The sequence below is a fragment of the Streptomyces sp. NPDC059582 genome (assembly GCF_042735715.1).
Taxonomy (GTDB): Bacteria; Actinomycetota; Actinomycetes; order Streptomycetales; family Streptomycetaceae; genus Streptomyces.
In genome coordinates, this window is the sequence record NZ_JBHWCC010000001.1 from 279,313 (window position 1) to 293,365 (window position 14,053).

The following is a 14,053-nucleotide window of genomic DNA, read 5'->3' on the forward strand; positions in this document are numbered from 1 at the left end:
TCCGAAGCCCCCCGAAAATCCCCGCATTCCGGCAGCTGCCGGAATGACACCCCTTCGGCGGTGCCCTGCACCGACAAGATTAGACTCGCCCGGCCTCACCTATGGCCGGAATTCCCTCTTTTCCCGACCGGCAAAGGGATGACCTTTCGTAAAGGTCATCCGAATATCATTTCTCACTCTTCGCGCGCGTTTAGCGCCCTTCCCTGTTCGCTCTTGTCTTTATCTGACCGGGCGTCCGTCTCTGCTCCGCCGCCTGAGCACGCCGCAGCCGCTCGGCGAGTCCCGCCTTCCCCGCGCTGTCCGCGGCGCGGCGCAGAGTGTCGAGACCGATCGGTCCGAGTTCCAGTTGCCGGCAGAGGGAGTCGACCCGCGTACGGACGGCCCCGGGGTCGACGCGCAGCCGGTCGCCCAGATGACGGTCGAGGCGCTCGACAAGGGCCCAGGAGCGGGTCTCGCGGTCCTCGCACCAGAGCTGGAAGAAGGCGCCGCTCAACACCACGTACGAACCGATGTGGGACATCCTGACCCTGCCGTCCCCGTGGAAGCGGTCCGGGGGCAGCGTGACGCGCCACGCGCCGTGCCGGTCGCGCACCGGCGGATACTGGGCGAGGCCGCGGATGCTGAGCCACCGCTCGATCCGCTCCGCCAGACTCCGGACGGCACCGCTCTCCTCGCTCGCGAGGGTGTGCACGAACTCGGGTGTCCGCTCGCACGCGGCGGAGAGATCGGCGTCGGGCTCACCGTCGTGGGCCCGGGTGTAGATCAGGTGGCGCACACCGCCGTCGTCCTCGACCGCGCGCAGGACGTACGCGGGCAGGTGCAGGCACTCCGGGGCACCGACGCATTCCAGGTTCTCCACGCCCGGCGGCAGGTTGAAGCGGGCCCGCTGGGGGTCACGCGCCAGTTCCCCCACTGCCTCGGGACGGAACGGGCGTGCCATCAGCCGGGGCGGACGGGTTCCCCGGTGCCTCGCGGCCCCCGCGTCGTCGTGGGGAATGTGGGCGACGGTGGCGCCCCGGTAGTGGGCGGTGGTCAGCGGGCGGGACTGGAACCCGTCGAAGTACAGCCTGCGCCGGTCGCCGCGGGTCACCGTGTAGCGCGTGCCGTCCCGGACCGACCGGTGGCCGAGTCCGGTGAGTTCGGTCCTCCCGTCCCGCTCGGTGACATGGTCGATGGCGGTGAGGAACGCCAGTGCCTGGCGCACCAGGGCGGGGTCGAGAGCGAGGAACGAGGCCAGTTCCGCGGCGGAGCCGAACCCGCCCTCGGCGATGCCGAGTTCGACGAACCGGTCGATGAGTTCGTAGGGCTGCCCGTCGGTGACCGTCGCCCGGACCTCCTGGCACCACACGGGCAGCAGTACGGCATGGATGCTGGTGGGCCGCAGACCGAGGGTGAACGCGGCGTGCTCCAGGGCGCGTCGCTCCGGGTACGGCAGCAGCGGATTCCGCTCGCTCACGCGCCCTCGCCCTCCGTCGCGGTCCGCCTCAGCAGGGCCTCGATCTCGTCGTAGGAGCGGATCTCACCGTGTCCGGCGACGTGTTCACGCAGTGAGCGCGCCAGGTCGCGGAACCCGCTGTCCTTCGCCCGGGTCAGTGTGGAGAGGTCGCCCACCAGCACGAGTTGGCGTCTGACCCGGGTGAACGCGACGTTGGCCCGGCGCAGTTCGTCCAGGAACCCCACCCTGCCACCGGGGTTGCTGCGGGTGAAGCCGTAGAGGATCACGTCCCGTTCGCCGCCCTGGAACGAGTCGACCGTGCCGACGTTGAGCCCGACGTGCTCAGGTCTGCCGGTCCGCCGCGCCAGGGCGGTGGTGATCAGCGCGGCCTGGGCTGCGTACGGCACGATGACCGCCCAGTCCTCGCCCCGGGCGGTGTAGTGCGCGGCGAGCAGGGTGAGCAGGTCGGCCTCGGCCGGGTTGACGTACCCCCTGCGCGCTCCGTCCGCGTCCTGCTCGAAGCGTCGGCCGGCCGGTAGCCGTGAGGTGTCGACGAACGCCATCGGGGTGCGGAACAGCCGGGAGTCGTGCGGCAGGTCAGGCTCGGACGTGCGCAGCAAGCCTTCGTAGAACGCGGTGGAGACGAAGCCGGCGACGGCCGACGGCATGCGTCGCTGGTTCGTCAGCGACACGACGGCCGACGCGGGCAGGTCGGGCCGCAGCAGTTCGAGCGCGCTGCTGGTGAGCAGCGCCGCGGCGGCCGGGTCGCCGCAGTGTTCCGCCCAGTCCCCGACCTCGGGATCCAGGTAGGGCGGCAGCTGCCGCTGGTCCCCCACGAGCACCGCGCGGCGGGCGCGGACGAGCGGTACGAGCACGTCGGGGACGCCGATCTGTCCCGCCTCGTCAATGACGGCGAGGTCGAAGTCGAGTCCGGTCAGCTCGGGGCGGGACGCCACACCGATGCAGGTGGCGGCCACCACGTGCGCGTAGCGGACGAGTTCGGTGTGCAGTTGCCCGGTCGCCGCGGAGACCTCGTCGTGCCAGGACCGGAGCAGGGCCCGCCGGGCGGCGAGCAGCGGCAGCCGCTCCGTCAGCAGGGCGTGCAGCCGGGCCAGTTCCCGGTCGACGGCGGGGGGTGGCGAAGTAGCCGGGTCGGGTACGGCCGGGACCTCCTCGACGGCCGCCACGGCGGCCCGGCAGTGCTCCGCGGCCTCGACCGCCTCGGCACGGCACCTCCCGCCGCGCCCGAGGACCTCGTCCAGCGCCCTGCGTGCCGCCCGCACGGCCGGGACGTCACGGGTCGCCGCGTCGAGGGCACGCTCGGCCGCGGCCAGCTCCGTGCGGTGCAGCTCCCGTCTCCCGGCGAGCGCGGCCGCGTCCGCCGCGGCCCGGGCGAGGCGGTGCTCGCAACGCCGCCCCAACAGGCGCGACAGGAAACCGAACAGGCGGCGGCCGGTGCGGCGCAGGGCGGTGCCGCCCGGTCGGGTCAGGCGTTCGCGCCATCGGGTCAGGTGCTCCGTCCTGCGTGCGTTGCGCCGCTCCTCCCGGTCGAGGCGTGAGCGCTCGGCGACGAGTTCGTCCACCCGCAGCCGGGCCGGACCGCCGTGCGCCCGTCTGGCCTCGGCGAGTGCGGAGTACCCGGCCCGCTCCTCGGCCGCCAGGGCCCGGAGCCGGTCGAGAACCGTGCCCAGTACGTGGCACCACTTCTCGGCGTCCTCGATGTCGAGGGGGGCGGCCAGCCGCGTCTCCAGCCGGCCGAGGATCTCCCGACGCAGCCCGGCCGCCTGCGCCTCCAGCAGGAACGGCCGCCCCTCCTCGGTGACCCCGGCCTCGTTGCCGGCCCGGACGACGACCAGGTCCCTGGGGAGCCGGGCGAGCACGTTGTCGACCGCGCGGTTGGTGTGGGAGGCGAGCAGGACCCGTTGCCTCGTCTCCCGGGCCGCGACCGCCCTGACGATCTGGCTGATCACGCGGGTCTTGCCGGTACCGGGCGGCCCCAGGACCAGCATCAGGTCCTCGACCGCCAGCGCCTTGCGGAAGGCCTCCGTCTGGGCGGGGTCGAGCTCCTCGTCGGGTTCGTCCGGGGCCGGTCGCGGCGGGCGGACCCGGTGGTCGGCCAGCACGTCCAGCAGGTACGGGTTGTGCGACCGGCGTTCGCGCAGGGTGCGGACCGCGGCGCGGCGGCGCTCGTGGACGGCCTGCCCGGGGACGATCTGGAGGGCGCCCTGCCGCGGCACGCTGTCCCAGTCGACGGCCCGGTCGAACGACACCGTGACCGTCGTACCGCCCGAGGGCGCGCGGACGACCCGTCCCCGCAGTGCGGGTTCACCGCGGATCTGGACGAAGGCGCCCTCGTCGGGCCCGCGGTCGAGCGCGAGGTGGAACGTGTGGACCGCTCGGGTGCCGTGGCGCTGCTCGCCCGTCGCGGACGCGGCGCGGTACGGGAAGTCGTCGGCGGCGCTCTCCCTGGCGACGGTGATGTGCTCGACGGTGTCGATCACCCGCTCGACGGTGTCGAGGAAGCTGGTGTGCCGGGCGGCGAGCTCGCGCGCTCCGCCACCCGCGGACAGTTCGTCGGTGAGCTGCCGCCAGGCGTCCGTCAGGCGGTCCCAGTGGGCGTCGCCGTCGGGAAGTGTCCCGCTGTCGGCGTGGCGGGCCAGCCAGCGGCCGGGCCGCACCAGGAGACAGCCTCGTTCGAGATCGCGATGGTGCTGGAAGCCGAGCGGGAGGATCGCGGCCACCTGGTACACGCCCGGCCTCCTCCGGTCCCGGTACAGCCGTGCGACGTAGGCCCGGTCGTGCAGGAGCAGGCTCGGGTCCGCACCGGGCCTGCGGGGTTCGGCGATGATCGCGGGTACCCCGTCCGCGCGGCTGTTGAGCCCGTCCGTGAGCTGGTGGACGTCATCGGGCAGATAGGGGTGGTCGGCGCGCCGTCGGCGCAGGTCGCCGTCCAGAGAGGGGCTGGGGACGAGGACGAGGTCGCCCGGCACGTCCACGGGGCGCAGCATTCAGGCGTCTCCGAGCAGGTCGTCGCGGGCGTCGCGCAGTGCGCTGCCCAGAGCGCGGGCGCCCGGGCGCTCTTCGGGGTGTTGTGCCAGTGCCGCGCGCAACGCCCGCTCCAGGCGGTCGGGGACGTTCCCGAGGTGGGAGCGCAGCGGCAGCGGTCCACCCGGGGCAGGTGTGTGACCGGTGGTCAGGTGGTAGGTGAGGGCGGCCAGTTGGTAGACGTCGGTGGGCGGTCCGACCAGGCCCGGACGGTAGCCTTCCCGCCACTGTTCCGGGGCCCGGTAGGAGGTGGGGCCTTCGCCGGGGCGGGGGTCGTGGCCTGCCAGCCCGAGGTCGCGCAGCATCAGGCGTCCGTCGTCGAGCTCGATGACGCCGGTGGGGGTCAGGTGCCGGTGGGTGGCGCCGGTCCGGTGCAGCAGGGCCAGGGTGTGGCACAGCCCCGCGACTCCGGCCAGCAGGCGGGCCAGTCGGCCCTTGGCGAGGGGGTGGCGGCGGTCGGTGCCCCAGGTGACGTGGAGTGTCTCGCAGGGGCGGCCGGCGCGGGTGACCGGCCAGGGCAGGGCGAGGACGGCCCTGCGGTTGCCGATCCGCTCGTACCGCCCGCGGCCCGGGAGCCCCTTCGCCCGCGACGGGAGCCGGCCGAGGAGGAGGTGTTCACGGTCGAGGGCGGCCACCGCTTCCAGGGCCTCGGGGACGGGCTGGAGCACTCGGGTCTGGCGCAGCCAGACGTACGGCGAGGCCGCGTCTGCGGTGTCCGGCTCCAGCCGACGGGCCAGGGCCTGGTGCTGGACCAGGAAGTGGTCCGGAGAGCTTCGTTCACTCAGGAGCTCGCTGTGCAACAGGTACCGGCAGTCCGGGGTGCTGAACTCCTGGCCGCCTTCCCATGGCACCGGCGGTGACGGCGGTGCGGGGGGCGCTCCGGTGGGCGCTCCTCGGGGCGCTCCGGGAGGCGCGGACTCGGTGCGGTGGGCCAGGCGGGACGGGGCGAGAGCGACCGGGTCGCGAGGGTTCCGATCGAGAGCGGCCGGGTGGAGAGCGTTCCGATCGAGAGCGGCCGGGTGGAGAGCGTTCCGATCGAGAGCGGCCGGGTGGAGAGCGTTCCGATCGAGAGCGGCCGCAACGGAGTACTCGTCGCGTACGTCTCCGTCCTCGTCCTCGTCGTCGGCCGACAGTTCGCGGATGACGGAGAACGTGAAGGCGGCCGCGTTGCGGGCGGCGGTGGTCTGCCAGTCGGCGGCGTCGGTCTGCCTCTTGCTGCCGTCGGCCCGGTTGCTGATGCCCCGCACGATCAGGGCGGGCAGCCGGTCGTTGAGGTGGGCCGCCGCTGCCGCACCCGCGCCCTCCGTCTCGATGGCGACCGCGTCCTGGTAGTTCCGGCTCAGCATCCGGCGCAGCGCCGACTCCTTCGCGTCGAGCACGACGTCGCCGGTGACGACGGGCTTGATGTGAGCCGACCGCCACCACGCGTCGGAGCCGGCGACCAGCCCGGCCAACTGCTGCAACTCGCCCGTGGCCGGCCAGGAGACCGGCCGGGCCCCGAACCCTTCGTCGGTCTCCTTGCCCCCGTGGCATTCGTAGACCTTGGTCGCCACGACGACGTCGCCCAGCTCGACCTCGGGACTGAGACCGCCCGCGACACCGACGGAGAACAGGGCGCGGGGGGCGAACGCCTCGACGGCACCGGTCGTGAGCGCCGCCGCCGCGAGTCTGCCCTGCCCCAGCTGCGCCAGCACGATCCTCCAGGAGGTGCCGTTGAGCCAGCCCACCTCGAACACCGTGCCCTTGTGACTCGGTCCTCGTCGTACGGAGACCAGGCACTCGCGCACCGCCCGGTACTCCACGGGCTGCGCGGTCAGGACCAGGATGGGCCTGGCCTCCGCCTGCGAACCGTTCACAGCTGTCCCCCGCCAATTCCCGCCGTGGTATTTCCAGATGACCTGGCGGATGACACCCCGGACGCCAGGGCAGGCGACCTTACTCCCCGACACGCCAACAGCCGGCCCGCAATCAGAAATCCGCGAACCACGGAATGGGGATGATAGAAATCCAACTCGATAATGAAGTGATGCGGTCATAAACAAAACCAAGTTGATCGACGGCTGGAGCAGACGATGGCAGGGGAACTCCAGGACAGGACGGCCGTGGTCACCGGTGCGAGCAGAGGCATCGGTCTGGCGGTGGCGAAGGCACTGGTGGCCGCGGGGGCTCAGGTGGTGGCCGTGGCCCGCAACTCGTCCCCCGGACTGGAGGTGCTGGTGCAGGAAGGGGGCGTCCGTCGGATTCCGCTCGACCTGAGCGAACCGGACAGCGCCGAGCGCCTGGCGGCGGCCGCGGGCCCCCGTATCGACGTGCTCGTCAACAACGTGGGCGCGGCCCCCGCGCGCCCAGGCGGCTTCCTGAGCGTGACCGACGCCGAGTGGCGGCGGACCATCGAGCTCAACCTGTTCACCGCGGTGTCGGTGACCCGGTCGGTCCTGCCGCTCATGCTGGAGGCGGGGCGGGGATCCATCGTGAACATCGGCTCGGTCAACGCCGAGCTGCCGGACCCCATGGTGATCGACTACAGCGCGGCCAAGGCGGCGCTGGCCAACTTCTCCAAGGGGCTGTCGAAGGAGTTCGGCCCGCGCGGGGTGCGGGTCAACTGCATCAGCCCCGGCCCCGTGGAGACGGACCTGTGGCTGGGCGGGGGCGGCGTGGCCGACACCGTCTCGGCCGCGGCGGGGCTGAGCGCGGAGGATGTCATGGCACAGGCCGCGGCGGCCACGGTCAGCGGCCGCTTCTCACGTGCTTCGGAGGTCGCCGACCTGGTGGTCTTCCTGGCCGGCGACCGGGCGGCGAACATCCTGGGCAGCGATGTCAGGATCGACGGAGGCTATGTGCCGACCTGGTGAGACGACGTCGGGGCCGCTCGCCCGGGCCACCAGGGTCACGTCGATCCCGGCGGCTTGATCCACCCGAGCGAGCGTTCGACGGCTCGCTGCCAGTTGTCGTACTCCGCTTCCCGTCGCCCGGGATCCATGTCCGGCATCCACTGGGCGGCCCGGTGCCAGTTGCGGCGCAGGATCTCGAGGTCCGGCCAGTAGCCGGCGGCGAGCCCGGCGGCGTAGGCGGCGCCGAGGGAGACCGTCTCGGCGACCATGGGGCGCACCACGGGCACGCCGAGCACGTCGGCCACGAACTGCATGAGCAGGTTGTCCGACGTCATGCCGCCGTCCACCTTGAGCTCCTTCAGGGCGACCGAGGAGTCGGCGTTCATGGCGTCGACGACCTCCCGGGTCTGCCAGCCGGTGGCCTCCAGGACGGCTCGGGCCAGGTGCCCCTTGGTGATGTACGAGGTGAGGCCTACGACGACCCCGCGGGCGTCGCTGCGCCAGCGGGGTGCGAACAGGCCGGAGAAGGCGGGGACGATGTAGCAGCCGCCGTTGTCCTCGACCGTCCGCGCGAGGGTCTCGATCTCCGGGGCGCTGTTGATCAGTCCCAGCCGGTCCCGAAACCACTGCACCAGCGAGCCGGTGACGGCGATCGAGCCTTCCAGGGCGTAGACCGTGGGCCGGTCCTCGATCTTGTACGCGACGGTCGTGAGCAGTCCGTGCCGGGACCGTACAAGGTCGGTACCGGTGTTGAGCAGCAGGAAGCTGCCGGTGCCGTAGGTGCACTTCGCCTCGCCCGGGGAGAAGCAGGTCTGGCCGAACAGGGCGGCCTGCTGATCGCCGAGGGCGGCCGTGATGCGCACCCCCGGCAGCACCGCACTCGCGTCGCCGTAGCTCTCGGCCGACGGCCGGATCTCGGGCAGCATGGGGCGGGGCACCCCGAAGAACGCCAGCAGTTCCTCGTCCCAGACGAGCGAGCGGATGTTCATCAGCATGGTGCGGCTGGCATTGGTGGCGTCCGTGATGTGCAGGCCGCCGTCGGCGCCTCCGGTGAGGTTCCAGATCAGCCAGCTCTCCATCGTGCCGAACAGCACCTCGCCGTCCATGGCGCGCTGCTCCAGCCCGTTGACATGGTCGAACAGCCAGCGGATCCGCAGCGCGGAGAAGTAGGTCGAGGGGGGCAGACCGCAGCGGTCGAGAAAGAACTCGTGGCCCGGGCTGCGGCTGAGCTCCTCGACGAGCGGCGCGGTGCGGGTGTCCTGCCAGACGATCGCCCGGCCCACCGGAACGCCGGTCCGCCGGTCCCAGAGCACCGTCGTCTCCCGTTGGTTGGCGATGCCGATGGCGGCGACCTCGCCGTCGCCGACACCGGCCTCGGACAGGGCCTCGGGCACGATGCGCAGCAGGTTGCGCCAGATCTCGACGGCGTCGTGCTCGACCCATCCGGGCTTGGGGAAGTGCTGCTGGTGCTCCCGCTGGGCGACCGACACCAGCCGTCCGTGGTGGTCGAACAGGATGCATCGGGTGGAGTTCGTGCCCTGATCGATGGACATCACATAGCGTTCAACCATGATCGGGTCTGCCTTCCGATGGTCCTAGGAGGCTTCGAGGAGCGCAGATGATCACCAGCGAGCCGCCCCCAGGTCTCTGGAGATCGCCCGAGCGGCGTCGCGGAGCAGGGTGATCAGACTCGGCCGGGGACGGCCCTGGCCGTCGCAGATCCGCTCGACCGCGCCGGACAGTCCGATCGCACCGACCACGAGCCCGCCGTGCCCCCGGATCGGCGCGGCGACGCCGGCCTCGCCCATGCTCATTTCCTGGATCTCGGCGCCCCAGCCGACCTCCCGGATGTCGGCGAGCGCACGGGTGAGCTGCTCCCGGGTGACCAGGGTGTGCCGGGTGTACGCCTCCAGCCCGGATTCCACGGCCGCGTCGAGGGGCGCGGCCCCGAAGGCCAGCAGAACCTTGCCGAGGGAGGAGGCGTGCAGCGGCAGCAGCGCGCCCACGTCCAGCGTCTGGAGCGTGTCGTCGGGCCGGAACACATGGTGGATGACGAGGACCGTGCCCTCCAGGAACGTGCCCAGGCGGACCGACTCCCCGCTGCGCGCGGCCAGGGCGTCGGCCCAGTTGATGGAGCGCGACCGCAGCTCGTTGACGTCGAGGTAGCTGGTGCCGAGGTGCAGCAGCGCGGCTCCGAGCTGGTACTTTCCGGTCGCCGCGTCCTGCTCCACGAAATCCACGTGCTGGAGCGTGCGCAGAATGCCGTGGGCGGTGCCCTTCGCGAGCCCGAGCGAGGCCGCCACCTCGCCGAGCCCCAAGCGGCGGGGCCCACCCGCGAGCAGTCGCAGGATCGCCGCCGCCCTTTCGATCGACTGGACCGGGCCGGCCATGATCCGAGCCTATTACCGCCGCGGAGGGTCCGCTTTATATGCAGGTGGACGCTTCACCCCTGGTTGAACCACTGCGTTCGGTAATGCCGACCGCCATTCATTGACCGCCCCCATATCGCTCCATACCGTGCTCTGAGGCCCGGCAACGCGCGCTGCGTCCCCATCAGGCCGACAGCGTTCACCCCGGAGGAGTGCAGATGACGGTAGAGCTGAACACGATGCTTCGACAGCCCGTCGAACACGTCTGTCCGCTGCCGCCCGTCCCCGGGGCCGTCTCGGCCGTACGACGACGCGCGGGCGCGGTCCTCGCCGCCTGGAACGTGTCCCCGGAGATTCTCGAGGACACGCTGCTGGTGGTGTCGGAGCTGCTGACGAACGCGGTCGTGCACGCCCTGCCGCCGGCGGAACTGCGCCTGTCGTGGGTGTGGCGCGACGGACTCGGCACCCTGCGGGTGGAGGTCACCGACTCGGGGCCCGCCTTCGAGGCGGGGGAGCCGCGCGACGGGATCGATCCGGACGAGCACGGCCGGGGCGAGCAGATCGTCCACGCGCTGGCGACCCGGCACGGCATGCGCATGCACTGCGGTGGTGTGACCCGCTGGGCGGAGCTCGTCGCGACGCCGGAGAACAAGGCAGAGGACAAGCCCGCCCCGACGGTGGTTCCCCAGGCGCTCGGGTCCTCGCTGGGATCAGCGCTCTGACGCGAAGGCGGACGAGCAGCGGGCCCCGAAAGCCACCCGCTCGAACCCGCGCGGCCCGACAGCGGCCGCATCCGCGTCGACCGGCCTGACATCCACCGGATCCGTATCGACCGGACCGACATCGGCCGACCCCACATGGACCGACCCGGCATAAGCCGGCTCGCCGCCGGCGGACTCCGCGTCGCCGAGGCCGGCCTCGACCGGCTCCGCATCCACCGGCCCGACATCGGCCGGTTTCTGCAGCAGGAGCAGCGCCGCGTCGTCGTGCAGTCGGCCGCCCACATGCGCCAGCAGCTCGTCGTGGAGCGCGGTGAGGGTGCGGGCCGGTTCGTCGCACACGTGGCGCGCCAGCCCTTCGGCCAGCGGATAGAACTCACGGCCGTGGTCGCGGGCCTCGGTGACCCCGTCGGTGTACAGCAGCAGCTGGTCCCCGTCGGCGAAGGACAGCACCTGGAGGCCGGGAGCCTCGCCCGAGAGGGCGCGCAGGCCCAGGGGCGGGGCCGGGCAGGTGGGCTCCACCGCCGTGATCTCTCCGGACGCGCGCACCAGCAGCGGCGGCGCGTGTCCGCAGTTGACCACCTCGAGGTGCCCGGCCCGCGGATATCCGGCCACCACGGCGGTGACGAAGTCGTCGCTGCCGAGGTTGCGCGCCAGACTCCGCTCGATCCTGCCGACGACGGCGAGGAGGTCGGGCTCGTCGTAGGCGGCCTCACGGAAGACGCCGAGCACGAGGGCGGCGGTGCTCACGGCCTGCAACCCCTTGCCGCGCACGTCGCCGACGATCAGCCTGACCCCGTACGGGGTGGGGATCAGGGCGTACAGATCCCCGCCGATCCGCGCCTCGGCCGCCGCGGCGCTGTAACGGACCGCCACCCGGAAGGGGCCGACGGTCTCCGGGACGGGCTTGAGCAGCGCGTGCTGGGCTGCCTCGGCGACCGAGCGCACGGCGGCGAGCACCCGTTCCCGGCGTCCGCGGGACGCGCTGGCCAGAGAGCTCGCCAGCGTCACGGCCACCAGGGCGGACAGTACGGCCACCAGCTCGCCGCGCGGCACACCCTCACGGGTGCCGAGGGTCGCGCCCAGCACCACGGCCAGGGCACCGACGCACAGGACGCCTCGCGGCCCGTTGGTGGTGGCGGCCAGTGCGGGCCCGGCCGCGAGCAGCGGCAGCCAGATCATCCCGGCCACGCCGAGCAGGTCGCCGAGAACGACGACGGAGACGAGCACGACGGGCAGGACGTGCGGACCGGCGGCCGACCGCACGGCGGCACCGATGCGGGCACGACCGCCGGTACGGCTGCCCGTACGACCGCGGTCGTACGCTCCGAGCTCCTCCCCTAGGTTCCTGGACGGCCTCATCGGCTGGTGGGCGACACGGTGGTCTCGGGCCTCACTCATATTCCGTCCGCAGTCCTCACCTGTACGCGAGTGCACTCCCGGGATGTCCGGATTCATCCAGTAAATGTGCGATAAGCCCTATGTCACAAGGAGCGGGATTTCAGATAGTGAGCGACAGGCTCCTGGTCACGCGGCCCGCGGTCGGGATCAGCCGCGTCAGGATCTCCTCCAGCCGGGCGACCCGGTCCGCGGGCAGCGAGACGCCGAGCGAGCCGAGCGTGTCCCCGCTGTAGACGGGGACGGCGACGCAGACGGTGCCGAGGGCGTACTCCTCCAGGTCCGTGACGGCCGGGGCGACGGGTGAGGAGTCCAGGCGGCGGAGCAGTTCGGGCGAGCTGGTGATGGTGCGCGGAGTGAGGTCGGCGAGGGAATGCCGGGAGAGGTAGTCCTTGCGGGAGTCGTCGTCCAGTTCCCGCAGCACGCACTTGCCCAGTGCGGTGGCGTGCCCGGCGTCCTCGAACCCCACCCAGAGGTCCACCCTGGGCGCCCGCGGCCCGTCCACGATCTCGGCGACCCGGATCTCCCCCTCCTCGTAGAAGGTGAGGTAGGCGGCGGTCGCGAACTCGTCGCGCAGGGCGGCGAGGGTGGGCCGGACCCGGCTCAGCAGCGCCTGTCCGCGGCTCGTGCTGCGCAGCGACTGCACCTTGTCGCCCATCACGAACCCGCCGTCGTCCAGCTTCCTCAGGTATCCGTCGTGCACCAGCGTCCGCAGCAGGTGGTAGGCGGTGGCCAGAGGCAGGTCGGTCTCTCGTGCCAGCTGCTTGGCCGGCGCGCCGTTCTCGTGCGCGCTCACGGCCTCCAGCAGGCGGAACGCCCGCTGGACGGACGTGATGAGCGTGGGGCCTTCCTGAGCGCCCATAGGAACAGCGTGCTCCTCCTGCCCGGGGCAGGCAAGGCGCGTACGGTCCGTCACGGATCCGCCACCATGAGGCGTCGAAGGAACACCGCCCTGTCCCGCGCATCCCGGAGGTACGTCGATGCCGCTCCCCCACGCCGGATCCCCGGACCCGGAGTCCGTCAACACAGACGTCTGGCAGGCCTACGGCGCTCATCACCTCCGGCGCGGCACGGTCCTGCCGGAGGCGGAGCGCCTCGACTGGGGGCTGTCGGGGACGGGTCCGGGGGCCGAGATCCTGGGCGAACTGGCGGGCCGGCGCGTCCTGGACCTCGGCTGCGGCACCGCACGGCACGCCGCCCATCTCGTCCGGGCGCACGGGGCGACGGTGGACGCGGTCGAGGTGTCGCCGAGCCAGTACGAGCGGGCCCGGGCCCGGCACGGTGCGCTGCCCGGACTGCGCCTGGTGCGGGCCGACGCGGTCGAGCACCTGCGGACGGCGGGGCCGTACGACGTCGTCTACTCCGTCAACGCCGTCCCCTACCTGGATCCCCGCCGGCTGCTGCCCGCCCTCGCCACCGCGCTCGCGCCCGGCGGAACACTGTGCTTCTCCGCGCTGCACACCAACTCGGCGGGTGAGGGCCCCTCTTCGGCCGTCGAGGCACGGCCCGAGACCCTGCGGTTCGCGGGCGGCGGTGACCACACGGTACGGATGTGGGTGCTCGCCCCGCCGGTCTGGGAGCGCCTGCTCACCGAGCACGGTCTCCACGTGGAGGGCGTCGAGGTCCTCGACGCGCCCGAGCCCGGCAACCTGGCCTCCTACCGTCTCTTCCGGGCCAGGCGCCCCGAGCGCGTCGTCTCCCGCCCCCGCACCGACCTGCCGCCGGTCGCGCACGCGGCGCTCGGCGTCGGCGCCATCCTGTACGGGCCGCGCGGCCTGCTGCTGGGCCGGCACCGCCGGGGCACCTGGGAGCTGCCCGGCGGGACGGTGGAACCCGGGGAGTCGCTCCAGGAGGCGGTCGTCCGGGAACTCGCCGAGGAGACCGGGCTGGTGACGGCGCCCTCCGACGTACGTCTGCTGGGCACCCTCCTCGACCACGTGGACGGTGTCGTGCGGGTGACGGTGGCCGCCGTCGTCACCGCCTGGCGCGGCGAGCCCGCCGACCAGCCGGGCGAGCGGGTCGGCGACTGGCGCTGGTACGCCCTGGGGCATCTGCCGCCGGCCCTGTTCGTGTGCAGCGCCCAGGCCCTCGCTGCCTGGCGGCCCGGTCTGCCGATCGACCGTCCGCCGGCCCACTTCACCCCGTACGCGAAGTGACCGCCGCCCGCCCCGGGCCGCCGGAGTCGGTGCCGCCGCGCCCCGCGGGTGCGGCCGTCGCCGGGCTCGGCGGGCTCCTCCGGGCTCGGCGCGCTCCTCC

General features: G+C 72.7%; 10 protein-coding genes. 3 read left to right on the top strand and 7 right to left on the bottom strand.

Translation table 11 applies throughout. From position 1 onward, the window contains the following. Window positions 1-190: 190 nt before the first annotated feature. Genes ACFV0T_RS01205 through ACFV0T_RS01215 form a run of 3 tightly spaced genes read right to left on the bottom strand, consistent with a single transcriptional unit; the run spans window position 191 to window position 6,336 of the window. Window positions 191-1,456, bottom strand: coding sequence for a hypothetical protein (locus ACFV0T_RS01205; protein ID WP_385773078.1), 1,266 nt, complete (start codon window positions 1,454-1,456; stop codon window positions 191-193). Further along, the gene (locus ACFV0T_RS01210) at window positions 1,453-4,443 is read right to left on the bottom strand and encodes a DEAD/DEAH box helicase (RefSeq protein ID WP_385773080.1); all 2,991 of its coding nucleotides are present in this window, start codon (window positions 4,441-4,443) and stop codon (window positions 1,453-1,455) included. The genes ACFV0T_RS01205 and ACFV0T_RS01210 overlap by 4 nt, the downstream gene beginning before the upstream one ends. Then, the gene (locus ACFV0T_RS01215) at window positions 4,444-6,336 is read right to left on the bottom strand and encodes a hypothetical protein (RefSeq protein WP_385773082.1); all 1,893 of its coding nucleotides are present in this window, start codon (window positions 6,334-6,336) and stop codon (window positions 4,444-4,446) included. A 216-nt stretch (window positions 6,337-6,552) separates the two neighbouring features. Between ACFV0T_RS01215 and ACFV0T_RS01220 the strand changes: the two genes are divergently transcribed. Further along, window positions 6,553-7,332 carry an SDR family NAD(P)-dependent oxidoreductase gene (locus ACFV0T_RS01220; protein ID WP_385773084.1) on the top strand — a complete coding sequence of 260 codons (780 nt, stop codon included), beginning with the start codon at window positions 6,553-6,555 and terminating at the stop codon, window positions 7,330-7,332. A gap of 35 nt (window positions 7,333-7,367) precedes the next feature. On the opposite strand, the gene glpK is transcribed toward ACFV0T_RS01220, so the two are convergent. Together glpK and ACFV0T_RS01230 are read right to left on the bottom strand one after the other, a co-directional pair. Further along, a complete protein-coding gene (gene glpK, locus ACFV0T_RS01225; RefSeq protein WP_385773086.1) occupies window positions 7,368-8,882 on the bottom strand; it encodes a glycerol kinase GlpK in 1,515 nt (504 codons plus the stop codon). Window positions 8,883-8,933: 51 nt separating this feature from the next. Further along, window positions 8,934-9,701, bottom strand: a complete 768-nt coding sequence (locus ACFV0T_RS01230; RefSeq protein ID WP_385773088.1) for an IclR family transcriptional regulator — start codon at window positions 9,699-9,701, stop codon at window positions 8,934-8,936. A gap of 197 nt (window positions 9,702-9,898) precedes the next feature. Here ACFV0T_RS01230 and ACFV0T_RS01235 point away from each other — a divergent pair, with 197 nt between their 5' ends. Further along, entirely contained in the window at window positions 9,899-10,402 is a 504-nt protein-coding gene (locus ACFV0T_RS01235; RefSeq protein ID WP_385773090.1) for an ATP-binding protein, read from the top strand. Here ACFV0T_RS01235 and ACFV0T_RS01240 read toward each other — a convergent pair. Then, window positions 10,391-11,800 (bottom strand): PP2C family protein-serine/threonine phosphatase, encoded by a 1,410-nt coding sequence (locus tag ACFV0T_RS01240; RefSeq protein WP_385773092.1) that lies wholly within the window; start codon window positions 11,798-11,800, stop codon window positions 10,391-10,393. The genes ACFV0T_RS01235 and ACFV0T_RS01240 overlap by 12 nt on opposite strands. 100 nt (window positions 11,801-11,900) lie before the next feature. Further along, window positions 11,901-12,659 carry an IclR family transcriptional regulator gene (locus ACFV0T_RS01245; protein ID WP_385773094.1) on the bottom strand — a complete coding sequence of 253 codons (759 nt, stop codon included), beginning with the start codon at window positions 12,657-12,659 and terminating at the stop codon, window positions 11,901-11,903. A 118-nt stretch (window positions 12,660-12,777) separates the two neighbouring features. Between ACFV0T_RS01245 and ACFV0T_RS01250 the strand changes: the two genes are divergently transcribed. Continuing rightward, on the top strand, window positions 12,778-13,953 hold the full coding sequence (locus tag ACFV0T_RS01250; protein ID WP_385773096.1) for an NUDIX domain-containing protein: 1,176 nt from the start codon (window positions 12,778-12,780) through the stop codon (window positions 13,951-13,953). The last annotated feature ends 100 nt before the right edge of the window (window positions 13,954-14,053 follow it).